The 23,263-nt window shown below is 71.5% G+C and carries 16 protein-coding genes and 2 pseudogenes; 8 read left to right on the top strand and 10 right to left on the bottom strand.

Features of this window, described 5'->3' with window-relative positions:
- Nucleotides 1–34: 34 nt before the first annotated feature.
- Genes ACN27J_RS07105 through ACN27J_RS07090 form a run of 4 tightly spaced genes read left to right on the top strand, consistent with a single transcriptional unit; the run spans nucleotide 35 to nucleotide 5,047 of the window.
- Nucleotides 35–1,918: a hypothetical protein gene (locus tag ACN27J_RS07105; protein WP_421364673.1), complete on the top strand. Its 1,884-nt coding sequence runs from the start codon at nucleotides 35–37 to the stop codon at nucleotides 1,916–1,918.
- Between the two features lie 16 nt (nucleotides 1,919–1,934).
- The gene (locus ACN27J_RS07100; protein ID WP_421364672.1) at nucleotides 1,935–2,942 is read left to right on the top strand and encodes an alpha/beta hydrolase family esterase; all 1,008 of its coding nucleotides are present in this window, start codon (nucleotides 1,935–1,937) and stop codon (nucleotides 2,940–2,942) included.
- Nucleotides 2,943–2,954: 12 nt separating this feature from the next.
- Nucleotides 2,955–4,205, top strand: coding sequence for an ABC transporter ATP-binding protein (locus tag ACN27J_RS07095; RefSeq protein WP_421364671.1), 1,251 nt, complete (start codon nucleotides 2,955–2,957; stop codon nucleotides 4,203–4,205).
- On the top strand, nucleotides 4,202–5,047 hold the full coding sequence (locus ACN27J_RS07090; protein WP_421364670.1) for an ABC transporter permease: 846 nt from the start codon (nucleotides 4,202–4,204) through the stop codon (nucleotides 5,045–5,047). Before ACN27J_RS07095 ends, ACN27J_RS07090 begins: the two co-directional genes overlap by 4 nt.
- Nucleotides 5,048–5,092: 45 nt before the next feature.
- Here ACN27J_RS07090 and ACN27J_RS07085 read toward each other — a convergent pair whose 3' ends face one another.
- Complete coding sequence (locus tag ACN27J_RS07085; RefSeq protein WP_421364669.1) at nucleotides 5,093–5,974, bottom strand: amidohydrolase family protein; 882 nt, start codon at nucleotides 5,972–5,974, stop codon at nucleotides 5,093–5,095.
- A 231-nt stretch (nucleotides 5,975–6,205) separates the two neighbouring features.
- Here ACN27J_RS07085 and ctaD point away from each other — a divergent pair, with 231 nt between their 5' ends.
- From ctaD to ACN27J_RS07070, 3 genes are all read left to right on the top strand, one after another.
- Nucleotides 6,206–8,203, top strand: coding sequence for a cytochrome c oxidase subunit I (gene ctaD, locus ACN27J_RS07080; RefSeq protein WP_421364668.1), 1,998 nt, complete (start codon nucleotides 6,206–6,208; stop codon nucleotides 8,201–8,203).
- 123 nt (nucleotides 8,204–8,326) lie between these two features.
- Nucleotides 8,327–8,836: a hypothetical protein gene (locus tag ACN27J_RS07075; RefSeq protein ID WP_421364667.1), complete on the top strand. Its 510-nt coding sequence runs from the start codon at nucleotides 8,327–8,329 to the stop codon at nucleotides 8,834–8,836.
- Between the two features lie 159 nt (nucleotides 8,837–8,995).
- Entirely contained in the window at nucleotides 8,996–9,745 is a 750-nt protein-coding gene (locus ACN27J_RS07070) for a CDP-alcohol phosphatidyltransferase family protein (RefSeq protein WP_421364665.1), read from the top strand.
- Between the two features lie 10 nt (nucleotides 9,746–9,755).
- On the opposite strand, the gene ACN27J_RS07065 is transcribed toward ACN27J_RS07070, so the two are convergent.
- From ACN27J_RS07065 to ACN27J_RS07040, 6 genes and pseudogenes are all read right to left on the bottom strand, one after another.
- Nucleotides 9,756–10,568, bottom strand: coding sequence for an FkbM family methyltransferase (locus ACN27J_RS07065; RefSeq protein WP_421364663.1), 813 nt, complete (start codon nucleotides 10,566–10,568; stop codon nucleotides 9,756–9,758).
- Nucleotides 10,565–11,137, bottom strand: coding sequence for a GNAT family N-acetyltransferase (locus ACN27J_RS07060; protein WP_421372136.1), 573 nt, complete (start codon nucleotides 11,135–11,137; stop codon nucleotides 10,565–10,567). The genes ACN27J_RS07065 and ACN27J_RS07060 overlap by 4 nt, the downstream gene beginning before the upstream one ends.
- Nucleotides 11,138–11,194: 57 nt before the next feature.
- Nucleotides 11,195–13,192, bottom strand: a pseudogene (locus tag ACN27J_RS07055) (penicillin acylase family protein); the annotation flags it as partial.
- Between the two features lie 59 nt (nucleotides 13,193–13,251).
- Complete coding sequence (locus tag ACN27J_RS07050; RefSeq protein WP_421372135.1) at nucleotides 13,252–15,585, bottom strand: GNAT family N-acetyltransferase; 2,334 nt, start codon at nucleotides 15,583–15,585, stop codon at nucleotides 13,252–13,254.
- A 47-nt stretch (nucleotides 15,586–15,632) separates the two neighbouring features.
- Complete coding sequence (locus tag ACN27J_RS07045; protein ID WP_421364661.1) at nucleotides 15,633–16,994, bottom strand: lysine N(6)-hydroxylase/L-ornithine N(5)-oxygenase family protein; 1,362 nt, start codon at nucleotides 16,992–16,994, stop codon at nucleotides 15,633–15,635.
- Nucleotides 16,981–18,480 carry a pyridoxal phosphate-dependent decarboxylase family protein gene (locus ACN27J_RS07040; protein ID WP_421364660.1) on the bottom strand — a complete coding sequence of 500 codons (1,500 nt, stop codon included), beginning with the start codon at nucleotides 18,478–18,480 and terminating at the stop codon, nucleotides 16,981–16,983. Before ACN27J_RS07040 ends, ACN27J_RS07045 begins: the two co-directional genes overlap by 14 nt.
- A gap of 268 nt (nucleotides 18,481–18,748) precedes the next feature.
- On the opposite strand from ACN27J_RS07040, the gene ACN27J_RS07035 reads away from it, so the two are divergent.
- On the top strand, nucleotides 18,749–20,131 hold the full coding sequence (locus tag ACN27J_RS07035) for an MFS transporter (protein ID WP_421364658.1): 1,383 nt from the start codon (nucleotides 18,749–18,751) through the stop codon (nucleotides 20,129–20,131).
- A gap of 3 nt (nucleotides 20,132–20,134) precedes the next feature.
- Here the strand turns inward: ACN27J_RS07035 and ACN27J_RS07030 are convergent.
- The 3 genes and pseudogenes from ACN27J_RS07030 to ACN27J_RS07020 form a co-directional block, all read right to left on the bottom strand.
- Nucleotides 20,135–20,557, bottom strand: a pseudogene (locus ACN27J_RS07030) (N-acetyltransferase); the annotation flags it as partial.
- Nucleotides 20,558–20,589: 32 nt separating this feature from the next.
- Nucleotides 20,590–21,879: a glycosyltransferase 87 family protein gene (locus tag ACN27J_RS07025; protein WP_421364656.1), complete on the bottom strand. Its 1,290-nt coding sequence runs from the start codon at nucleotides 21,877–21,879 to the stop codon at nucleotides 20,590–20,592.
- Between the two features lie 14 nt (nucleotides 21,880–21,893).
- Entirely contained in the window at nucleotides 21,894–23,261 is a 1,368-nt protein-coding gene (locus ACN27J_RS07020; RefSeq protein WP_421364654.1) for an NAD(P)/FAD-dependent oxidoreductase, read from the bottom strand.
- Between the last annotated feature and the right edge of the window lie 2 nt (nucleotides 23,262–23,263).

The following is a 23,263-nucleotide window of genomic DNA, read 5'->3' as shown; positions in this document are numbered from 1 at the left end:
ACCAGTCAACCACAGTAGAGGGAGAGAGTTTTTGATGCGTAGGTTGCGCCCATCCGCGAGCCGGTCGGTCGCCGCCGCCGTGCTCGCCGGGCTGCTTCTGGCCGCCGGCCCGGCCGCCGCCGCACCGGTGGCCGGTACCGAGTCGGCAGCCACCACCGACGGCAGGCACGGTGGACACCACGGCGGAACCCGCTACCAGAGCACCCTGTTGGCCAAGGCGTCGGCCGACGAGTGTTTCGTCGACATCGGGGTCGACTATCCGCCGGGACCGCCCTGCGAGACAGGGCAGCCCAAGGTCAACCAGGCCTACGTCTGGGGACTGACCCGCTACAAGGACCGGTTGTGGTTCGGCACCGGCGCCAACCCCAACTGCCTGACCAGCGGCAACAACCTGCGCAACACGCAGCCGACGCGCAACGACGACTGGGTCTGCGAGTACGGCCAGAGCCAGATCGCCCGCGCCAACCCGGACCTGCCGCCGACCGTCGGTGACCACCGGGCCCCCCGGGTGTACACCTACGACCTGAAGCAGCGCAGCATGGTCGAACGCACCGCCGACCTGCGCGGCGCCTCACCCGACGACGAGGCCCGCCTGCTGCGGACCGTCGGCTTCCGGGCCGCCGGCAACCACCGCGGCGTGGTGCTGCTCGGTGGCCCGGCGCTCGGTGCCACGATCAACCTGTTCGCGTTCGACGCCGACACCGGTGCCTACCTTGGCTCGCGAAACTTCACCGAGTACGGCAACATCCGGCACTTCGTCATCGCCGACGGCGAGATGTACGCCGGCGTCGGGGTAGGCCCCAACGGTGGTCAGCGCGGGCTGGTGCTGCGGTGGACCGGCAGCAAGTCCGACCCGTTCAGCTTCCTGCCGGTGGCGGACCTGCCGGCCCAGGCGGTGGACCTGACCGTGCACCAGGGCCGGATCTTCGTCACCACCTGGCCGGGTGCGGAGGACACCCAGTCGTTCGGACCGGGACCGGTGTCACCGACCGCCGGCATCGCCGACGAACCCACCGATGAGGACCCGGTTCCGCTCAACATCGCCGGGGTCTGGATGAGCCCGAAACTGTCCGCGAACGGACCCGGCCTGGACAGCCGGGACGTCGACGGGTGGACCCGGGTGTGGCACGTGATGGAGTACGAGCCGGATCCGATCATCGCCCGCACCTACGGGTTGGGCGGGCTTGCCTCCTACGGTGGCTACCTCTACTGGGGGACCATGCACGTGCCCTTCAAGTCGACGACGGTGCACCTGGCGGTGTATCCGCCGACCGACGAGCAGGGCGTGCGGGACTCGGTGCGCAACACCCAGCGTGCCATCGGCGTCTTCCGGGGCAGCTTCGGCCACAGCCATCAGCACGGCCACGGCGAGCGCGGTGGCGGTCACGGCGACCGGGTCGACCTGCTCTACGGTGCCAGCGAGCTGCCGGCCTACGACCCGGCGGCCGGCGACGGCGCCGGCGTCTGGGCCAGCACGTCGACCGGGTACACCCCGCTCTACGGGGCGTCCGGGTTCGACAACCCGACGCTCAACTACACCTGGAAGATGGTCGTCGCCGGGGGCCGGCTCTATGTCGGCACGATGGACTGGAGCTACCTGGCAAAGGAGCTGCAGCAGGAGGAGCCGGTGCCGCCGGCGGACGCCGCCCGCGGTGGGGACGACGACGATGAGGAAGAGGAGCTGGCCTTCGGCGCCGACCTCTGGGTCTTCGAGTCGCCGCACCGGCCGGCCAAGATGGTGGACAACGCCGGGCTCGGGAACTACCTCAATTACGGCGTCCGTAGCATGGTGGTGGACGGGTCCACGGTATACCTCGGTATGGCCAACCCGATGAATCTGCGGACAGATCCGACAGATGACGTCCCTGAGGGCGGCTGGGAGTTGATCAAGTTGACTCCGAAACACCACCACCACTAAGAGAAGCAGGTGAGCGATGTCGCGGTTCCGGCGCCGGTCGGCGGTTCTGGTCGTCACGGGAGTCCTCGGGACACTCGTCGCAGGCTGCACGTCGGCGCCGGACCCGGCACCGCCGACATCGGGCACCACCCCGCCGGCCACGGACGGCGGGGTGGTCGCTCCGGTCGACACCCCACCGGTCGGCTCGTCGGCCGGGTCGATCACCGTCGACGGGCAGGAACGGACCTACCGGGTGTACCGCCCGGCCGATGTCGCCGAGACGACGCCGGTGCCGGTCGTCGTCATGCTGCACGGCCTGCTCGGCAGCGGCCGGCAGGCCGAATCCTGGTACGGCTGGAACGCCGTCGCCGACCAGCACGGCTTCGTGGTGGTCTACCCGGATTCCCGTAACCGGGCCTGGGCGGTGACCGAGGAGTGCTGCGGTGCTTCGGCGCGCGACGGTGTCGACGACGTGGGGTTCGTCCTCACCCTGGTGGAGTCGCTCGGGCAGCAGCTCTCCTTCGACCCCGACCGTCACTACCTCGCCGGCATGTCCAACGGCGGCATGCTCGCCTACCGGATCGCCTGCGACAGTTCGACGTTCGCTGCGGTGACCGGGGTGGCGACGACCATGCTCGGCGACTGCCCGGCCCCGGAGCCGATCTCCGTGCTGCACATCCACGGCACCGCCGACGAGACGATCCCGTACACCGGCGGCCCGGGTCGCCGCGACGGCGCCGGCAACGGCCGGGTGCCGGACAAGGCCGACGGCCCCGCTGCGCCGGACCTGGTGAGCCGGTGGCGACAGGTCGACGAGTGCGGTGCCGCGCGGACCGCCACTGAGGGGAGTGTCACCACCTCGGTGGCGGACTGCGCCGCGGGTCGCGGCGTCACCCTGATCACCATCGACGGTGCCGGGCACCAGTGGCCCGGCTCCGAGACGACTGCGGCGGGCCGGCTCCTCGGCCTGGACCCGCCCGCCACCGAACTGGACGCCACCGCGACCAGCTGGCAGTTCTTCGCCTCGCATCCCAGACCCGCCTGAGCAGGAGAGCAGATGTCCAGTACCGGCACCCACCCGTTGGTCGACGGTCTCGGCGCCGCCGCGGCACCGGCCGCCCCGGCACCGGGCGGCCAACCCGGCTCCGGCCCGGCGGTCGAGGTCGTCGACCTGGTCAAGCGGTATCCGGGCCAGGACCGCAACGCCATCGACTCGCTGTCGTTCGCGGTCCGACCCGGTGAGGTCTTCGGTCTGCTGGGGCCTAACGGCGCCGGCAAGTCGACCACGGTGGGCGTGCTCACCACGACGATCCGGGCCAGCTCGGGCACGGCGCGGGTGGACGGCGTCGACGTCGTCCGGCACCCGGTGGCGGCCCGGACCCGGTTCGCCGTGGTGCCGCAGTACAACAACCTGGACCGGGCGTTGACGCCCCGGCAGAACCTGCTCAGCCACGCCGCGTACCACGGGGTGCCCCGGGCCGAGCGGCGCCGCCGGGCCGACCGGCTGCTGACCGAGTTCGGGCTGGACAAGCAGGCCGACTCGCGGGTCGACTTCTTCTCCGGCGGCATGTCCCAGCGCCTGATGATCGCTCGGGCGCTGATGCACGACCCCCGGGTGGTCTTCCTCGACGAACCGACCAACGGTCTGGAGCCGCAGGCCCGGCTGCTGATCCGGACCCGGATCCGGCAGCTGCGCGAGCGCGGGGTGACCGTTGTGCTGACCAGCCACGAGATGACCGAAGTGGCGGAGCTGGCCGACCGGGTGGCGATCGTCGACCACGGCCGGCTGCTCACCCTGGACACCCCGGCGAACCTGGTACGCGGGGTCGCCGGCCGGGCGGTGCTGGACCTGGCCGTACGCCCCGGGCCGGGTGACGGTGCGACTGATCTGCTCGCCGCGCTCACCGCACTCGACGGTGTCCGTACCGGGGAGGTCACCACCGGCGGCGCGGCCGCCCCCGGCCCGGCGGGTCGCGGCGGTCCGGGGCTCGCCGGGCTGGCCGCCGATCCACGAATCGCGGCCCGGATCGCCGCCGCCAGGTCCGATCCCCGGAAGGCCGCGAAGCTCGCCGCCGCCCGCAACGATCCACGGTTCGCCGCGTTGTTCGCCGCCGCACCGGCGGCTACGGCCGACGGACCGGCGGGCGAGATCCGGCTGCGGCTGCACCTCGACGCCGACCCCGCCGCCGTGCTCGGTCCGGCGTTGACGGTGTTGACCGGCCGCGCGGCCCGGCTGACCGACGTGCACATCGGCAAGCCCGGCCTGGAGGACATCTTCCTGAGCCTGACCGGTAAGGAGATCCGTTGAGCCTGGCCGAGGTCACCCCCGTACCGTCGTCGGACGCCACCGCGGCGTCGGCACCGCCCGCGCCACCGCGACCACCGGTGGCGCGGGCCTTCGGCGCGATCCTGTGGCGGGACCTGTTCGTCGCCGGCAAGGACATCTGGTTCGTCCTCGCGCAGGTGCTGATGACCCCGCTGTTCATGCTGTTCATCTTCACCCAGGTGCTGACCATGCAGGGCATCGTCGGCGTCGGGTTCGCCGACATCCTGCTGCCCGGTACGGTCGCCCTTGCCACCTTCACCACCGCGCTGCAGAGTGTGGCGGTACCACTGGTCAAGGAGTTCGGCTTCACCCGGGAGATCGAGGACCGGCTGCTGTCGCCGCTGCCGACGGCGCTGGTGGCGGTCGGCAAGCTGATGGTCGCGACGCTTCGTGGCCTGTTCGCGGCGGTGGTGGTCTACCCGCTCGGCGCGCTGGTTGTCGGGTCCGCACCGGGCGGCTGGTCGGCGTTGCCACTGTCCCTGGTGGTGGTGCTGCTGGCCGGCTGGGTCGGCGCGGCCCTGGGCATGACCCTGGCGACGGTACTGCCGTTGCAGCGCATCCAGGCCACCTTCTCGCTTTTCGTCACCCCGATCATCTGGACCGGGTGCGTGCACTATCCGTGGCAGCGGCTGGCCGAGATGCCGTGGTTCCAGGTGGCGACCGCGGCGAACCCGATGACGTACGCCGCAGAGGCGCTCCGCGCGGCGATGGCGCCACACGTCACCCACCTGCCGATCGGTCTGTGCCTGCTGGTCCTGTCGGGGGTCGCGGCAGCGGCCACCGCCGCCGCGTTGCGGGCCTTCGCCCGGCGTGCCGTGCGGTGACGTCACGCCGCGCGTCGGCGGCCACCCGCCCGGCGGTCCGCGCGGTCAGTCGATCCGGTAGACCCGCCGGGCGGTGTCGGCGAAGACTGCCTGCCGGTGCGGTTCGGGTAGCTCGGCGCAGGCGGCCCGGACCACCCCGAGCCAGCGACGGTAGCCGGTGGCCAGCGTGGCCACCGGCCAGTCCCCACCGAACAGGCACCGGTCCGGCCCGAAATGGCGTAGCGCGTGCTCGAGGTAGGGCAGCAGGTCGTGACCGAGCCAGCCACGGGACGACTCGGTGGCCAGCCCGGAGAGCTTGCAGACCACGTTCGGCAACTGCGCGATGCGGGCCAGGTCGTCGTGCCATCGCGCGGTGTCGCCGACGGCCACCGGTGGTTTGCCGAGATGGTCCAGGACGAAGGTGACCTCCGGCACCCGGGCCGCCAGTGCCGTCACCTCGGGCAGTTGGTGGTGCCGCACGCACAGGTCGAAGCTGAGCCCGGCCTCGCCCAGCAGCCGGACCCCGGCGGTGAAGTCGTCGGTGGTGGTGAAGCCGTCGGCTTCGTCCTGGAGGTTGCGGCGTACTCCGGTGACCAGCCGATGGCGGCGCAGCGCGGCGATTCTTGCGCCGGCGTCGGCGCCCCGCTCCAGCGGTACGTGGGCCACCACCGCCCGGAGCATCGGCCATTCGGCGGCGAGCTGTTCGACCCAGTCGACCTCGGCGTCGGCGTCCGTGTCGGCCCGGCCGGCCTCGACGAACACCACCGCTTCGAGGTGGAATCCGCCCGATCCGAGCCCGGCGGTGGCGGTCGAGAGGTCCGCTGGCAGGTAGCTGCGCCGTAGCCGGGGGACCTGCGCCAGCCACGGGTAGTCAAGCAGTCGTGGGTCCCACAGGTGCAGGTGGGAGTCGATGACCGTGACCGGCGGGTCACCAGACTGGTCGATCATTGTCGATGGCACGCCGCTCCCGTCGGACGGTCGGTGGACAGATCCATCCTGTCGCAACCGGACCTACGGGGAAAGAGCTGTCCGTCCGGCTGCCGTGGCGCGCTACGGCAGCCGGCCCGCGTCCCGGTCGAGAGGTCAGCCAGATCCTGACCTGACTGATCCTGATTTACCACCTCAACAGATGATTCACCGGGTTACCGTCGGTTGACGTGCTGGGTGAAAGAGGCGGCGATGACGGAGCAGACCACGACGGTGGGTACGCCACAGACGGCCCCGCCGCGCCCGGTAGCGCTGGGAGCCGACGGTGCCACCCCCGGCCCGGTCCGCCCCGCGGTGCCGGGCAACTCGCTGACCAGGCTGCTGCGGACCACCGACGCCAAGCAGATCGGACTGCTGTACCTCGGCACGTCCTTCGGCTACTTCGTGGTGGGCGGGGCCATGGCCCTGCTGACGCGCGCCGAGCTGGCCCGGCCCGGCATGCAGTTCCTCTCGCCGGAGCAGTACAACCAGCTGTTCACCATGCACGGCACGATCATGCTGCTGTTGTTCGCCACCCCGCTGTTGTTCGGGTTCGCCAACTACCTGGTGCCGCTACAGATCGGTGCCCCGGACGTAGCGTTCCCCCGGCTCAACGCGCTGGCGTACTGGCTCTACCTGCTCGGAGGGCTGCTGGTCCTGGGGGGATTCCTGACTCCCGGTGGCGCTCCCGACTTCGGCTGGTTCGCCTACACCCCGTTGAGCCGGATGGAGCACACCCCAGGTGTCGGCGCCAACATGTGGATCGTCGGTCTGGCCATCTCGGGCCTCGGCACCATCCTCGGCTCGGTCAACCTGATCGCCACCATCATCACCCTGCGCGCCCCCGGGATGACCATGTTCCGGATGCCGATCTTCACCTGGAACATCCTGGTCACCAGCCTCCTGGTGATCATGGTCTTCCCGCTGCTGGCCGCCGCGCTGCTCGCACTCGCCGCCGACCGGTTGCTCGGTGCCCACGTGTACGCGCCGGAGACCGGCGGGCCACTGCTGTGGCAGCACCTGTTCTGGTTCTTCGGCCATCCCGAGGTGTACATCGTCGCCCTGCCGTTCTTCGGCATCATCAGTGAGGTCATCCCGGTCTTCGCCCGCAAGCCGATCTTCGGCTACAAAGGGCTGGTGGCCGCGACGATCGCGATCGCCGCGCTGTCGATGAGCGTCTGGGCGCACCACATGTTCGGCACCGGGCAGGTGCTGCTGCCGTTCTTCGCCATGCTCAGCTTCCTGATCGCGGTCCCGACCGGGATCAAGTTCTTCAACTGGATCGGCACCATGTGGAAGGGGCAGTTGACCTTCGAGACGCCGATGCTTTTCGCCGTCGGCTTCCTGGTGACCTTCCTGCTCGGAGGGCTGACCGGGGTGCTGCTGGCCAGTCCACCGGTCGACTTCCACGTCACCGACACCTATTTCGTGGTGGCCCACTTCCACTACGTTCTGTTCGGTACGATCGTCTTCGCAGCGTTCGCTGGAATCTATTTCTGGTTCCCGAAGATGACCGGCCGACTGCTCGACGAAGGGCTCGGCAAGGCGCACTTCTGGACGATGTTCATCGGCTTCCACGCCACCTTTCTGGTCCAGCACTGGCTCGGCAGTGAGGGCTTTCCCCGCCGGTACGCCGACTATCTGCCGACCGACGGCTTCACCGTCCTGAACACCATCGCCACCATCGGCTCGTTCATCCTCGGGGCGTCCACGCTGTTCTTCATTTGGAACGTGTGGAAGTCGTACCGGTTCGGCGAGCAGGTGAGCGTGCACGACCCGTGGGGATTCGGCAACTCGCTCGAGTGGGCGACCACCTGCCCGCCGCCACTGCGCAACTTCGACCGGTTGCCCCGGATCAGGTCCGAACGTCCGGCGTTCGAGGCCAAGTACGGCCTGTTCGTCTCGGACCTCGGCCGGGACTTGCCGCAGCGGGACACTGAGCCGCCGCAGCACCTCGTCGACGAACTGCACCGCGATCCGGCCGCCCACCGGATCGTCCCGCGCGGTCCGGCGCAAGGTCCCACCGAGGTCGCCACCTTCGTGCCGGACCCGGTGTCCGGTGCCCGGGCCGTCCAGGTGCCCCGGCCGGAACAGGTCCGCCGGCCCAGTTTCGAGCAGACCACCGAACCGGAGAACACTCTCGGTGCGCAACGTGGTCCGCAGGAACGACGCTGGCGGCTTCCGTCGGCGGACGAGGACGAAGACTCCTGACCGACTCTGCGGTACGCACCGCCCGGCGGTCGCCGGGTGGCTGCTGCCGTACCGGTTCCTGGTGGGTTAGCCTCCGATCCCTGGTCGCCATGACTGCCGTGGAACCGCCGAGGAGGCGTAGACATGTTCGAGGAAGTCGCGGGAATCCCCGCCCATCCACTGCTGCTGCACGCGGCGGTGGTCTTCGTCCCGCTGCTGGCGTTGCTGGCGGTCGGGTACGCCCTGGTCCCGTTCATCCGGGCGCACACCCGGTGGGTGCTGGCCGTGCTGGCCGTTGTCACGCCGATCGCCGCCCTGGTCACCAAGCTTTCCGGCGACGCGTTCCTGAGTCGGATGGACGCGGCCGGCCGGATCACCGAGAGTTTCCGGCCGGTGATCGAGGAGCACGAACAACTGGGGAACCTGACCCTGATCGCGTCGATCGTGCTGGCGCTCGCCACCTTGGCCCTGGTCTACCTGGTCGGTCCCCGGGTCGCCGCCGCCGCGCACAGCACGACCGCCACCGGCGCGCGCGGTAACGGGGTGCTTGCCCTGGTGGTGAAGGGTTTGGTCGTCGTCGCCGCCGGGGTAAGCCTCTACTTCGTGGTGCGGGCCGGCGACTCGGGGGCGAAAGCCGTCTGGACTGGCTACTGATCGTCACCAAGTGCTGGTTGGCTGCGTCGGCGTCACGGTATCCGGATGCCGACTTGAAATTCCGGCCCGGCCAGTGAACTCTTCGCACTGAATCGCCGTTGGTGGGGATATGGGCACTGGGGCGTACCACACCGGTGGCCATTCGGTGACGGAGGAAAAGTGACGGTAAGTGCACGTAGTGAAGCTGTTCGGTCGGTACATGCGCCGAGTATCGGGCTGCTCGCCCAGATCACGGTCCTGCTGATCCTGGCGGCGACCAGTGGCCTCGGCGTGGCCGGCTGGTCGGCCGGACTGGTCTACGGCCTGGCGACCTGGGCGCTGCTCATCCGGGCGATGCAGCAGCCCGAGGTGGCCGGCTGGGGTCCGGCGGACAGCGTCACCCTGGCCCGGGGCACCCTGGTCGGCGCGGTGACCGCGCTGGTGGCCGACTCGTTCGTCGGTCCGGTCCCGGTCGCGCTGCTGGTGACCCTGGCCGCGGTGGCTTTGGCGCTCGACGGGGTAGACGGCCAGGTGGCCCGCCGGACCGGCACCTGCTCGCGGCTGGGTGCCCGGTTCGACATGGAAACCGACTCGGCGCTGGTCCTGGTGCTCAGCGTGTTCGTGGCCGCGTCGGTCGGCTGGTGGGTGCTGGCGATCGGGGTCTTCCGCTACGTGTTCGGCGCCGCCGCCCGGTTGCTGCCCTGGCTGCGGGTGCCGCTGCCGCCCCGGTTCAGCCGCAAGACGGTGGCCGCCACCCAGGGCGCCGTGCTGGTGCTGGCCGCCGCCGGGATCGCGCCGCCGGCCGTGGTCACCGCGTTGGTCGCCGGCGTGCTGGCCGCGCTGCTCTGGTCGTTCGGGCGGGACGTGCACTGGCTGTGGCGCGGCCGCGATCCTCAGGTCGACCGGTGGCGGGCGGAGCTCGCCGGCTGACCGGCCGACGTCACAGCCCGCCGGTCGCCGGTCCGCCCGGCAGCACCGCGTAGACGTCGCCCGAGTTGGCCGCGTGCGGCAGTGCCCGTACATGATCGGCCATCTCCGCTTCCGACACCCACCGTCCGAAGGTCAGCCGCTGGCTCTCACCCAACGCGACGTCGAACCGGTAGTCGCCGAGCCCAGCCAACCGCCGCAGACAGCGCAGCGCCGTGTCCCGCTGGATCGTGGTGAACTCGAAGGACAGCGCCGGCAGCGGCCTGGACAACCCGACGAGCACGGTCTCCTCGAACCCCTCGACGTCGATCTTGACGAACGCGGGCCGGCCGTACTCGGCGACCAGCTGGTCGAGAGTCGTCGCCGGCACCTCGATCTCGCCGTCCCAGACCTGGCCCTTCCAGCCGTCGGCACCGTCGGCGGCACCCACGAAGTCGGCCGAGGCGGTGGAGACCGTGGGGTTGGCCGAGTTGATGTACATCCGTACCGGCCCGGCGGTGTCACCGCACGCCGCCGGCAGGACGGTCACCGCCGGATCGTCCGCGTAGACCAGCCGTACCGCGCGGGCACACAACGGCTGCGGCTCCACCGCCACCACCCGCGCGCCCAACCGCCGGAAGCTGCCGACCCGGTCGCCGACGTGCGCACCGATGTCGAAGACCAGATCGCCCGGTGCGACGAACCGCCGGTAGAGCAGGTCCATCGCGGCGTCCCGGTCCGGATCGCCGTAGTAGAACTCCAGCGACCGGCGCAACCCGGCGAGCTGCGGATCGGCGGCCAGCACCCGGGACGGCACAGCGGTGCGTGGCTGGTCAGCGGCGGTCACCGGTCGATGGTACGCCGCCCGTGTGCTTGCCTGGCGGTGAACGCCTCCCGGGTCAGGAACGCAAGCTGAGCACGCTTGTCGGCCAACGCCAGCTCCACGTCGAACTCGAAGCCCAGTCGCTTCCAGCGGCGCAGCGCCCGGTCGTTGCGGACGTCCGGCTCGATGACGATCCGGCGTCGGCTCGGATCGGCGAACAGGTATCCGGTGAACGCGTCCGCCACCGCGCCGGTGAACCCGGCGACCGGCCGCCGGGCCGGAGCGAGGAACAGATGGATCCCGATGTCACCGTCGCGCACCGGGTAGTGCTCGCCGAGCGGGTCCTCGGCCGGCAGGTAGGTCTGGAAGATGCCGACCGGTTCGTCGTCGACGGTCATCAGGTACGCGTGGTGCGAGTCCAGACCGTCGAGGAACCGGTAGATCTCGCCCACCTGGTCCCGGGTGTGCCCGGTCATCCCCCAGAACCGGGCCCGTGGCTCGGTGACCCAGCCGTACAGCAGGTCGAGGTCCTCAGTGGGGTCCAGCACCACCAGACGGAACCGGCCGATGCCGGGCAGTTGCTCGACGTACACGGCCGGCCGTGCCGTCCCGCCGGGACCGGCGGTCCAGCGCACCGGCGCGACCGGGACCAGCTGACCTGCCGCCCACCGGGGCAGCTGGTCGGCGAAGTGCCGGTCACCGGGCCGTCCCGAGGCACCGAACGGCACCACCCAGCGGCTCGCCGACGGGTCGGCGAGGTCCCACACGTAGCGGGCCACCGGCCCGCGCCAGCACACGTCGGAGACACCGGGCACGCTGGAGGTGGCCAGGACGCTGCCGGTGTCGCCGTCGAGCGGGACCGGGCTGCCGAGCGCGTCGGTGGCCGGGTCGGCGGCGCCGGGCAGCACCCGTACCGGGTGCAGCAGGTGCCGGTCGCCCCACCGACCCGGCGGCGGCCCGTCGGCCACCTCGACCAGCGCGGCCACCGCGCAGCGGCCCGGGTCGCCACCCAGCCGGGGCAGCCCGTCGACCAGCCGGTCCAGCGCCAGCCCGATCCGGCCCACCGGGTCGGTCCACGGGGCGAACAGTTCGTCGAAGCCGGGTTCGGCGTGCAGCGGCCGCAGGCAGGGCTCGGCGGACAGCCGGTGGACCAGCGCGGCCCGCCAGGCGGCGAACAGCCCGGCGTCGGCGCTGTCGGCCGCCATCCGACCGTCCCAGTCGAGCAGCTTCTCGCGCAGCCGGCGCACCGGCCCGGGCTGGTCGGTCAGGTCCAGGCCGCACAGCAGCCGGCGCAGCCCGGCCAGCGGCACCAGGGTGTCCATGTGCACCAACTCGGGTGCGGCCCCGCCGTCGACCAGCTGGCGGATCCGTCGGGCCCGGTGCGGTGCGGCGAAGTCGACGCCGAGGTCAGCGGTGTCGCCGCCGCGCCGGTCGTTGGCATTGACCACCACATCGGACACGTCGGCGGCGGGCAGGGCGGCGTAGCCGGGTCGCCAGGCGTACCGGGGTGCCCAGCCGGGCACCGGCACCTGCCGGCACCGGTCGTCGCGTACCGGCACCCGGCCGGCGACCAGCCGGCGCACCGTGCCGGAGCGGTCCGCGACCAGCACACTGTTGACCGGCTCCACCCAGTGCCGCAGTGCCCGTTCGACGTCGCCGACCCGGCGGGCGCGCAGCAGCGGCAGCAGCGCGTCGAAGCCCAGCGCCCCGCCGACCCGGCTCGGCGTCCGCAGGCTGATCGCCTCACCGGTGCGTAGGTCCACGTCGATCACCGGCCCACGCGGGGTCTCGATCACCTCCACCGGCACCGGGTCGGCGTCGCGTACCTCGATCAGCTCGGTGTGCGCCGGCACCGGGGCCCAGCCGTCGACCTGGCGGACCAGCACCCGTCCGTCGACCCGGCGCAGCTGTTCGCGGTACAGGTCCTGGTAGTCGGCCATGGCGTTGGTGATCGCCCAGGCGACGTCGCCGGCGTGGCCGAAGTGCGGCAGCCCCGGCACGCCGGGGAAGGCGAACCCGAAGACGTCGAACTCGGGGCAGGTCAGCTGCACCTGCTGGTAGACATTGGGCAGCTCCAGGATCCGGTGCGGGTCGCCGGCGATGACCGGGGATCCGGTGCCGCTGTGCTGTCCGGTCACCGCCCAGGCGTTGCTGCCCGACGACGCGGGCGGCTCCATGGCGAACAGGTCGACCGCCGCCGGACCGAGGGTCGCGGTGACGTGCGCCCGCCACAGCTTGTTGCCGAAGGTGCCGAACAGCACGTGCTGCACCAGGAACACGCCGAGCGGGGTCCACGGCCGCCAGGTGCCGGCGGTGGTGCCGGTGGCGGCGAACTCGGGTGCCGCGACGGCGCCCTCGGCCAGACCGTCGTTGACGCCGTCGACGTACGCGCCCACCCAGCGGCGGGTCGCCGGGTCCAGCCGGTGGAAGCAGCGTTCGGCGGTGTCGTCGAGGCGGACCCGGCGGGCGAACCGGTCCCAGCCGACCTCGGTTGGGCCGAGCCGGCTGGCCAACGCGCCCTCCGAGCGCCACCGCTCGACCTCGATCTGCCAGGCCCGGTCGATGGCGGCGGTGTGCCCCTGCAGGTAGGCGAGGTCGTCGACGTCGGCCGCCCACAGGTGCGGTACGCCGTACCCGTCCCGGTGCACCCGCCCGGACCGGCCGGTGCCGTACCGGGCCGTGCCGGGGCCGGCGCCGGATGGAGCCGTCACGGGGCCGGCGCCGCGACGGCGGCGATCGGGTTGTCCTGTGTACCGACGAAGATCAACGACCCGGCCTGGTCGGTCAGGTCGACCATCTGCAGCGTGTTGCGCAGCTGCAACCGGTTCAGACAGGAGTGCCGGAAAGTGGGCGCGAAGAAGTTCAACCGGTCCCGCAGCTGCGGGTGATCGTCGCCGTGCTGACGGACGCACTCGGCAACCAGCTGCCAGAACCGGTCCGCCGGCAGCACGCCGTCGGCGTCCAGGATCGCGGCGAGGAAACGCAGGAACCCGTCGAAGACGTCGGTGAACACGGCCAGGACCCGGAAGTCGTCGTCGACCGGCATCCGGATCCGCTCGACCGTGGCCGGCAGCTCCCGGTCGTGCATGGCGACGACCTCCTCGCCGATGTCCTTCATGAACACCCGGACCGGTACGTGGTCCGCCAGCACGAGGATCAGGTTCTCCCCGTGCGGCATGAACGCCAGGTCGTGGCCGAGTAGGCAGTGCAGCAGCGGGCGCAGGTAGGCCCGCAGGTACCGGGCCAGCCAGTCGGCGGCCGGCAGGCCGGACGCCGCGATCAGCGCGGTGGCCAGGTGCGCGCCGTCGCGGTCGCGGTGCAGCAGGCTGGCCATGGTGGCCAGCCGCTGCCCGGGCGCGATCCGGGGCACCGGGCTTTCCCGCCACAGCGCGGCGAGCATCCGCTGGTACGCCGAGACCGGCGCCCCGCTGCGGTGGTACGCGTCCCCGGTGTAGCCGACCGAGGCCAGCTCCCGCAGCACCTCGAACCCGCAGTCGCGCAGCGTGTCGTCGGCGGCGACCAGGTCGGCGACCCAGTCGTTGATCGGCGGGGTCGCCCGCATGTAGGCGGGGGACAGCCCGCGCATGAAGCCCATGTTCTGGATGGACAGTGCGGTCTTGACGTAGTGCCGGTGCGGGTGGTCGATGTTGAAGAAGGTACGGATCGACTGCTGCGCCCGGTACCGGTCCGGGCTCGTGCCGACCGGGACGATCGCCCGGGACGCCACGTCGGCGGCGAAGGTGACGCCGACCTTGTGTTCCCACTGCCACGGATGCACCGGCAGGTACCGGTAGTTGGCCGGGTCGAGGCCGAGGTCGTGCAGCTGGTCGGCGAACCGGTGCAGCGTCTCGGCACCCAGTTCGTCGAGGTAGTGGCTCTGCTCGTCGACGCCGTGGCCGGCGGTGAAGGTGCTGAGGTCGCGGCGTACCGCCAGCCAGACCAGCCGCACCGGGGTGCCGGCTTCCGGCGCGTACGCCTCGTGGTCGGCCAGGCCGAAGCCGATCCGGCCGTTGTTGGCGACGAACAGCGGGTGGCCCTCGGTCATCGCCGACTCGATGGTCTGGAAGTCGGCGTGCACCAGGTCGGCGGCGCGTTCCCGGCGGTGGTGGTGCTTCCAGGCGGCACCGGCCAGGGTGGCGCTGATCTCCTCCAGGTAGGTGCCGAGCAGCTTCGCCGGGATGCCCAGCGTCTCCCGCAGCTCGACGACGAGGTCGAGGGCGTCCAGCTCCGCTGGGGTGCCGTCGACCTCGCGGGTCAGCGACGCGGCGTCGATCAGCCAGTGGTCGAGAGCGTACCGGCGGGCCCGGAACCGGTACGCGACCCGGTCGCCGGTCGTCAGCTGGTACCCGTCGCCGCCGGGACCGGCCGGGAGCGTGTCGTCGGGTCGGGGCTGGATCAGCCGTTCGTGGCTGAACTCGGCGATGGCCTTGGCGACCAGCTGGCGGTGGGCGGCCGCGATCGGGCCCGGCGCGAGGTGGGCGGGGGGTGTCATTGGGCTCTCCGTGGCTGATCCGTCGGCACCGGCCAGCCGGCTGGCGCTGAACGCGGACCGGGAACAGAAGCTGAGCCGGGCCTGCTTGTCGGACAGTTGGATCAGCCGGTCGACGACGAAGCCGGCTTCGGCGTTCTTCACGGCGATCGCCTCGTTGCGCACGTCGGGCTCGACGACGACCCGGTGGTGCGCCGGGTCGGCGAAGACGAAGGCCATCACCGTCCGCATCACCGCCGACGTCACCCCGTGCCGGGGCTCGCCGTCCGGCGGTGCGACCAGCACGTGCATCCCGACGTCGCCGGGCTGTACGGGGTAGTGGTCGGCGAGTTCGCTGTGTGCGGGTTCGTAGGTCTCGGTGAGGAACAGCGGTACGCCGTCGAGTCGGCCGAGCCACGCGTGATGGTGCGGGTTGGCGTCGATGCGCTGGTACTCGCGCCGTACGGTGTCGAAATCAGCGTCGGGCATCCCCCAGAACACCGACCGGGGGTGGGTGATCCAGGCGTGCAGCAGGTCGGCGTGACCGGCGACGTCGAGCGGTTCGACGGTCATCCGGCCGAGCGGGTCGTCGATGGTGAACATGGTCGTCGTGGCGGCGGTCACCGGATCAGCGCCTCCTGCCGCTGCGTGGCCACCGGACCGGTAGCGGCCGCCGGTGCCGACGGTGTGTTGCTGTCCGACGGCGCGCCGAAGTGCTGGAAGGCGATCTTGCGCTCGACCGGGTAGACCTCGCGGCCGAGCATGTTGGCGATGATCACCGAGTTGCGGTAGGGGCCCATGCCCAGGTCGGGTGCGGTGAGGCTGTGGGTGTGCTCCTCGGCGTTCTGCACGAAGATCTCCCGGTCGCCGTGGTCGACGGTGTAGCCGAGCGCCACGTCGAACCGGCCCCGCTCGTCCCACCGGATCCGGTCGCGGACCGGGTCCAGGAACGCCGGCACGGCCGGCCGGTAGCCGGTGGCGAGCACCAGGCCGTCGGTGTCCATGGTGAAATCGCGGTCCTGCTCCTGGTGGTGCAGGGCGAGTCGGTACCGTCCGGTGTCGGGGTCCCAGTCGGCGCCGGTCAGCGCGGTCCCGGTGAGCAGGGTGGTCGGCACCGGGCCGGCGACGTCCTTGCGGTACAGCGTGTCGAAGATGGTGTCCACCAGGTCGCCGCTGATGCCCTTGTAGAGGCTGCGCTGGTCCCGGTTGAGCCGGTCCCGGCTGGCCGCCGGCAGCCCGTGGAAGTAGCGGACGTACTCCGGTGAGGTCATCTCCAGGGTGAGCTTGGTGTACTCCATCGGGAAGAACCGGGGCGACCGGGTGACCCAGTTGAGCTGGTAGCCGTGGGTGTCGATCTCCTCCAGCAGGTCAAGGTAGATCTCCGCGGCGCTCTGCCCGCTGCCGACCACGGTGACCGACCCGAGGCTCTGCAGCCGGGCCTTGTTCGCCAGGTAGTCGGCGCTGTGCACGGCCGGGCCGGGCAGGTCCCGGACCACCGCCGGGCGGTACGGCACGGTACCGATGCCGAGCACCAGCCGCCGGGTCCGCAGCGTCGTCGTCGCCCCGGTGCCGGCCTCGGTGACCCGTACCAGGTAGTCGCCGGTCGCGGCGTCGTGCTCGACCCGGTCGACCCGGCTGCCGAACCGGACGTTGGGCAGCTGGGCGGCCGCCCAGCGGCAGTACGCGTCGTACTCGGCGCGCAGCGGGTAGAAGTTCTCCCGGATGTAGAAGCGGTAGAGCCGGCCGGTCTGCTTCAGATAGTTGAGGAACGAGTACGGCGACGTCGGGTCGGCCATTGTCACCAGGTCGGCCAGGAACGGCACCTGGATGGTGACTCCCTCGATCATCAGCCCGGGGTGCCAGGCGAACTCGTCGCGCTGCTCCAGGAACACCCCGTCCAGGTCGTCGACCGGCGCGGTCAGGCAGGCCAGGCCGAGGTTGAACGGCCCGAGCCCGACGGCGACGAAGTCATACGTTCGCATTGGCGCACACCTCCGGGGTGACCGGCTCCGGGACGATCAGCGCCGGATCCCATTCGGCGTCGAGCAGCTCCTGGCCGGTGCGGCGGATCAGCTCGATCACGGTACGCAGGTCTTCGACGGTGGTGTTCGGGTTGAGCAGCGTGAACTTGAGCCAGTAGTGCCCGTCGACGACGGTGCCGGCGATGATCGCGGCGCCGTCGGCGAACAGCCGAGCCCGCAGCCGGGGCAGCAGCCGGTCGCAGTCCTCCACCGGTAGCCAGTCCGGTCGGTACCGGAACAGCACGGTGCTCAGCACCGGTCGCATGACCAGCTCGAAGTCGTCGCTTTCGCGGAGCAGACCGTAGGCCTGTTGGGCCAGGTAGACGACCTGGTCGAACATCTCGCCGAGCTGGTCGGCGCCGATCGCCCGCAATGTCATCCACAACTTCAGGGCGTCCAGCCGGCGGGTGGTCTGCAGGCTCTTGTCGACCTGGTTCGGCACGGTCGCGGTACGTGGGTTCAGGTAGTCGGCGTGCACCGCGACCCGCCGCATGGTCGGCGCGTTCCGGACGATGATGGCGCTGGAGCTGATCGGTTGGAAGAAGCTCTTGTGGAAGTCGACGGTGACCGAGTCGGCGGCGGCGATGCCGTCGAGCAGGTGCCGGTGGCGGGTGGAGATCAGCAGACCACAGCCGTACGCCGCGTCGACGTGCAGCCACACCGCCCGGTCGCGGCAGATGGTGCCGATCGCGGCGAGCGGGTCGACGCAGCCGCGGTCGGTGGTGCCGGCGGTGGCGACGACCGCCATCGGCACCAGGTCCTGGTCGAGCAGCCGATCGATCTCGGCGTCGAGCGCCACCGGGTCCATCCGGCCGGTGCCGTCGGTGGCGACCGGGACGACCGCGTCGGCGGCGAGTCCGAGCAGACCGGCGGACTTGCTGACGCTGAAGTGGCTCTCCGCCGTGGCCAGGACCCGCAGCCGGGGCAGCATCGTGGCCCGGTCGGCGTCGGCGCGGGCCAGGCGGTCCTCCCGGGCCAGTAGCAGGCCGTGCAGGTTCGACTGGGTGCCGCCGCTGGTGAAGACGCCGTCGGCGGTCGGGCCGAATCCGATCCGCTCGGCCGTCCAGGCGATCAGCCGGCGCTCGATCAGCGTGCCGGTGGTGCTCTGGTCCCAGGTGTCGACCGAGGTGTTGACAGCGGCGAGCAGCAGTTCGGCGTTGAGTGCGGGGATCGCCACCGGGCAGTTCAGGTGGGCCAGGTAGGTGGGTTCGTGGAACCACACCGCGTGGTCCAGATACAGGTCGGCGACCTCGTCCAGTGCGGCGTCGGTGGTGCCGAGCGGTGCGTCCAGGTCGACGCTGTCGACCTTGGCCTGCAGCGGTGCCACGGCGTCGCCGGAGTACGGCTGGCGGACCGCCCGTACACGGTCGGCGAGGACCGCTGCGGTCCGGTCGATGCTGGACACGTAGGTGTCCACGGTGTGCCGGCCGAACAGATGCGGGTACATTGGTCTCTCCAACACCGCCTCCATAAGGGTAACCTAACCTAACTTAGGCGAGGCTACTGGGAGGGCCGGTGAAACGGAACTGGGCAGGACCCCTTCTCCACGGGACACGGGGCCGGCAGGCGCGTCCCACGCCCCTCGGCGGGACCGCTGTCGTGCGTCGTGACCAGCGGATTCATGCCGCCAGCGGAGGCCGAGCGGACGCTTGTGACCTGCGTCCCACCAGGTGGATTCCGGTGCGGCCGCTCGGCGTCGGTGGGAGGGCCGCCGGATGACCGCCGCCGTCGCCGCCCGCGGGCGCACCATGTCGACACTGACCGCGCTGTACGTCACCCAGTACCTGGGATTCGGGTTCATCACCGTCGGGTTGGCCAGCATTTTGCGCGCCGGCGGCACCTCGCTGGAGACTCTCGCGCTGCTCAACCTGATCGGTCTGATCTGGCCGGTCAAGTTTCTCTGGGCACCGATCCTGGACCGGTACGGCCCACGGCGGGGCGGCCACTACCGCTCCTGGCTGCTGGTGCTGCAGAGCGGCATGGTGCTGGCCCTGCTGGCCCTGCTCGCCGCCGACCCGGCGACCGGGCGGCTCGGCCCGGTCGTGCTGATCTGCGCGCTGTTCGTGTTCCTGTCCGCCACCCAGGACATCGCCGCCGACGCGGTCGCGGTGCGGATGCTGGCCGACTCGGTCCGGGGCACCGGCAACGGGATCCAGGTGGCGGCGAGCTACGTCGGCAACATCCTGGGCGGCGGCGTCTGCGTGGTGGTCTACGACCGATTCGGCTGGCAGGCAGCAGTCGGCCTGCTCGCCGCGCTCACCGCGACCGGTCTGCTGGTGGTGTGGCGGTTCCGCGAGCCCGAGCGGATCGCCCGGCCGGCCGGGGCGCGTCAGGCGTACGGCGCGCTGCTGTCCGTCCTCAGCCAGCCCGGCTGCCGCCGCTGGGCGCTCGGCGTGGTGCCGCTGCTCTACATGGGAGCCGGGGCGGCGTACGGACTGGTGTCGCCGGCCCTGGTCGACGCCGGCTGGTCGTTGCAGCGGATCGGCTTCGTGACCGGGATCGTCACCAGCGTCCCGGCCGTCGTCGCCGGACTGGTCGCCGGTGGCCTGGTGGACCGGATCGGCCGGGCCGGGGTGCTGGTGGTCGGTGGCGGGTCGATGGTCGTCGCCACGGTGCTGCTGCTGCCGATGCTCACCGGCCGGGCCGCCGGCGGGTTCACCACGGTCGCGTTGTGCTGCTTCATGGCCGCGTACACGGTGGCGAACGTCGCGCTGTACACGGTGAACATGGACTACTCCCGGCCGGGCACCGGGGGTACCGACTTCACGGTGCTGTCGTCGTTCGGGCTGGTCTGTTCCTACCTGGCTGCGGCGCTCGGCCTGACGGCGGCGGCCCGGGTCGGCTACCCGGCGGTCGCAGTGGCCGCGATCGTGCTGATCCTCGCCGGAGTCGTCGTCGGCGTCCGCCACCAGCGCCGGTACCGGCCGGCGACCGGCCCGCAGCCGTTCCCGGAGCCGACCGGATCACCAGGGCAACGGTCGGACGAACATGGCGTGCTGGCGCCAGCCGGGGAAGGGCACCAGGTCGCCGACGTGCTGCCAGCCCAGCACCCGCATGCTGCGCAGCACCCGGGAGTTGGAATCGGCGACCGCCAGTGAGGCCCGTTCCTCGGTGCGGCTGGCCAGCAACTGGGAGAACAACGCCACGCCGACCTGCTGACGTTGGAATTCGGGCAGCACGAACGCCTCACAGACGGCGAAGGTCCGGCCCGGCCACTCCCGGGCAAGGTCCGGGTCGGCCGCCGACCGCAGGTCGCGCCACCAGAGCGTCTCCGGTGGCAGCGGACAGCCCATCACCGTTCCGGCCAGTTGGTCGCCGACGTAGCCGACGGTGGCGGCGAATCCGGGTGCCTGCGCCGTCCACTCCAGCCGTTGCTCCACCGACGGCTGGGTGTGGTCGGTCAGGTGCAGGTCCTTGGCGTGCACCTGGCGGTACACCTTTGCGAGATCGTCGATCTGCACCCGGTCGGTCAGCACCACCCGGTGGCGTGCGGCGCCGGCGTCCGTCGTGTGGTCGAGGCCCATGCCACTCCCTTCGTCGATGAGGTGAGCCTAACCTAACTGGATGACCGGATTCTGCCAAGGCCGCCGGTTCCGCCGACCGGCTGCCGGTAGTCGACCGCCGCCGGGGTCGCCTGCGGAACGACCCGGTGCCCGACCAGCAACCGGTGCAGACCGATCACGATGGCGGCGACCAGGACCGCGTTGCGGGCGGCCAGCAGCACGGCCCCCGGCCAGCCCGGCGTGCCGATCACATCGGGATAGAACCACGGAAAGTAGGTGCTGGTCAGTACGGTCGCCCCGACGATCAGCACGGCCGGTGCCCGTTGGGTGGTGTCCCGGCGGGTCAGACAGACCGCGGCCAGTCCGAGCAGCCAGAGCAGATACTGCGGGGAGAGCACCCGGCTGGTGACCACCGCCACCCCGACGGCCAGCAGCGCCAGGTCGAAGCCGACCGTCGGGGTCCAGTCGATCCGGCGCCCCCGGAAGAGCCACCACCAGCCGAGCAGACCCAGACCGGCGAGGGTCGACGAGGGCAGCACGGCGGCGACCGAGGTGGCGACCGGGTGGATGAACTCCATCGCGCCGTAGCTGTACTCCACCACGATCGACGGATCGGCGATCCGGGCCAGGACCAGCGGGGTGGCGGCGACCGACTCGACCTGGAGCCCACGGTCCGCCTGGTTGTCCGAGAAACCGGACCAGGCACCGGCGTAGGAGACCGTCAGTACGGCGCCCAGCACGGCCGTTGCGGTCACGAAGCCGATCGACATGGGGCGCAGCCCGCGCAGCGGCCGAGCGGTGATAAGCAACATCGCCGGCCAGACCTTGGCCAGCGCACCGACCGCCAGCGTCGCGCCGGCCAGCGCCGGCCGGCGGACCGTGGCGGCCAGCGCGACCACCGCTGGCGCGGTGACGAAGACGTCGTACCGCGCGTAGGTCAGCAGGCTCAGCAGCGGTACGGCGAGCGCCCAGCACAGCGCGCCGAGAATCCGGTTGCCGCCCCGGGACAGCCGGATCAGGGCCAGCAGGACCACCAGGTCCGCGCCGAGGGCGAACAGGACGAAGACCGTGGTGTAGCCGGTCCGCGTCGACTCGGCGAGCCAGCCGACCGCGACGAACAACGCCGCCGCGCCCGGCGGATACTGCCACATCGGGTCGGCGCTCGGCACCCGGCCGTCGCGCAGCTGCCCGCTCCACCGCCGGTACAGGTCGACGTCGGCGAACACCTCACCGGCGTCGAACCCGGGAACGAGTTGTGCGTAGACCGCCATCAGCGCGGCCCGGGTGACCAGCCACACCAGTACCGTCGCCGGCACCGCCCACCGGCTCTGTAGGAGTCTCATCCGCGTCGGCAGCGTCAGCTCGACGGCGGTGTGACCAGCTGCGGGCCGGGCCGACCGCGCAGCACCCGCAGCGCGACGGCCGGGCGGACCACCGCAGACAACGGTGCGACCAGGTGGAACACGTCGGTCAGGACGCGCTGCACGTACGGATCGCGGTTGGCGACGTCGGCCGCCCGGTCCAGGTACCAGCGGGACAGCACACCGCCGCGCCGCGGTCGTGGCCCGACGGTCGTCGGGTACCGCAGGTCGGCGCCGGTGGCGATCAGCCAGGCGGTCTCGCTGCAGCCGGCCACCCGGGCCTGCGCCGCGCGGCCCAGCGCGCCACCGCTGTCGCGCAGCTGCTCGGCCAGCACCACCGCCGTCCGGGCGGCCACGGCCATCCCCTGGCCGTAGACCGGGTTGAAGGTGCACGAGGCGTCGCCGACCACCGCGAACCCGTCCGGCCAGCGTGGCATCGCCTCGTATCGGCGGCGATGGTTCGCGGTGTTGCGGAACCCGTGGATCGGTGAGTCGGGTGTGGCGTCGCGGATCGCCTGGTGGATCAGCGGGCTGCGCAGCCCACGGGCGAACTCCAGGAAACCGGCCTCGTCGGTCGGCGGGTGGTCGCCGCCCAGGCCGCCGAGGGTCACCATCCACCGTCCGTTCTCGATCGGATAGATCACCCCGCCCCGACCGGACCGGGGCGGCTGCGGCATCACCACGATGTTCTTCCACCCGGCACTGGCCCCCGGCGGCAGCAGGTAGCGCCGACTCGCGTAGCCGAGTCCCGCGTCGATCCGGGTCTCGTCGGGGCGGCCGTAGCCGAGCTCGGCCAACCAGTCCGGCGCGTGTGAGCCGCGGCCGCTGGCGTCCACCACCAGGTCGGCCGGCAGGCTCCGGTCGGCGGCACCCGCAGCGCGGGGACGCATCCGTACGCCGGTGACCGCGTCGCGGCCGTCGGCGCCGAGTAGCCCGATCACGTCATGGGACGGCTCGAACCGGATCCGTGGATCGGTGGCCAGCCGCTGGCGGACCGTCCAGTCGAGCAGCTCCCGGCTGGTCCCGACCAGCTGGTGGGTCGCCGGGAACCGTTCCCGCCACCCGGTCGGCGCCAGGTACAGGACGTCGGTCGGCGCGTCGACCCGAACCGCGCCGGCGGCGTGCAGTTCGGCGATCAGGCCGGGGAAGAGCTGATCGAGCGCACGCTGCCCGGCGGTGATCAGCACGTGCAGGTGGTGCGCCTGCGGGACGCCGGCGCGGACCTGCGGCGCGTCGGGGAACCGGTCCCGGTCGACCACGGTCACCCGGTCGACGTGCTCGGCGAGTGCGCGGGCCGCGCACAGCCCGGCGAGACTGCCGCCGATGACGACTGCGTGCCGGGCGGCGGAAACGGATCGGGCCATGC

This window comes from Solwaraspora sp. WMMB762, assembly GCF_049179115.1.
Taxonomy (GTDB): Bacteria; Actinomycetota; Actinomycetes; order Mycobacteriales; family Micromonosporaceae; genus Micromonospora_E.
Note: the sequence above shows the minus strand (reverse complement) of the source record. Positions and strands in the feature narration are given on the sequence as shown.

Excerpts from the sequence above, each read along its gene's own strand:
- ACN27J_RS07105 (WP_421364673.1), top strand. The coding sequence starts at position 35 with ATGCGTAGGTTGCGCCCATCCGCGAGCCGGTCGGTCGCCGCCGCCGTG.
- ACN27J_RS07100 (WP_421364672.1), top strand. The coding sequence starts at position 1,935 with ATGTCGCGGTTCCGGCGCCGGTCGGCGGTTCTGGTCGTCACGGGAGTC.
- ACN27J_RS07095 (WP_421364671.1), top strand. The coding sequence starts at position 2,955 with ATGTCCAGTACCGGCACCCACCCGTTGGTCGACGGTCTCGGCGCCGCC.
- ACN27J_RS07085 (WP_421364669.1), bottom strand. The coding sequence starts at position 5,974 with ATGATCGACCAGTCTGGTGACCCGCCGGTCACGGTCATCGACTCCCAC.
- ctaD (WP_421364668.1), top strand. The coding sequence starts at position 6,206 with ATGACGGAGCAGACCACGACGGTGGGTACGCCACAGACGGCCCCGCCG.
- ACN27J_RS07075 (WP_421364667.1), top strand. The coding sequence starts at position 8,327 with ATGTTCGAGGAAGTCGCGGGAATCCCCGCCCATCCACTGCTGCTGCAC.
- ACN27J_RS07050 (WP_421372135.1), bottom strand. The coding sequence starts at position 15,585 with ATGACCGTCGAACCGCTCGACGTCGCCGGTCACGCCGACCTGCTGCAC.
- ACN27J_RS07045 (WP_421364661.1), bottom strand. The coding sequence starts at position 16,994 with ATGCGAACGTATGACTTCGTCGCCGTCGGGCTCGGGCCGTTCAACCTC.
- ACN27J_RS07040 (WP_421364660.1), bottom strand. The coding sequence starts at position 18,480 with ATGTACCCGCATCTGTTCGGCCGGCACACCGTGGACACCTACGTGTCC.
- ACN27J_RS07035 (WP_421364658.1), top strand. The coding sequence starts at position 18,749 with ATGACCGCCGCCGTCGCCGCCCGCGGGCGCACCATGTCGACACTGACC.
- ACN27J_RS07025 (WP_421364656.1), bottom strand. The coding sequence starts at position 21,879 with ATGAGACTCCTACAGAGCCGGTGGGCGGTGCCGGCGACGGTACTGGTG.
- ACN27J_RS07020 (WP_421364654.1), bottom strand. The coding sequence starts at position 23,261 with ATGGCCCGATCCGTTTCCGCCGCCCGGCACGCAGTCGTCATCGGCGGC.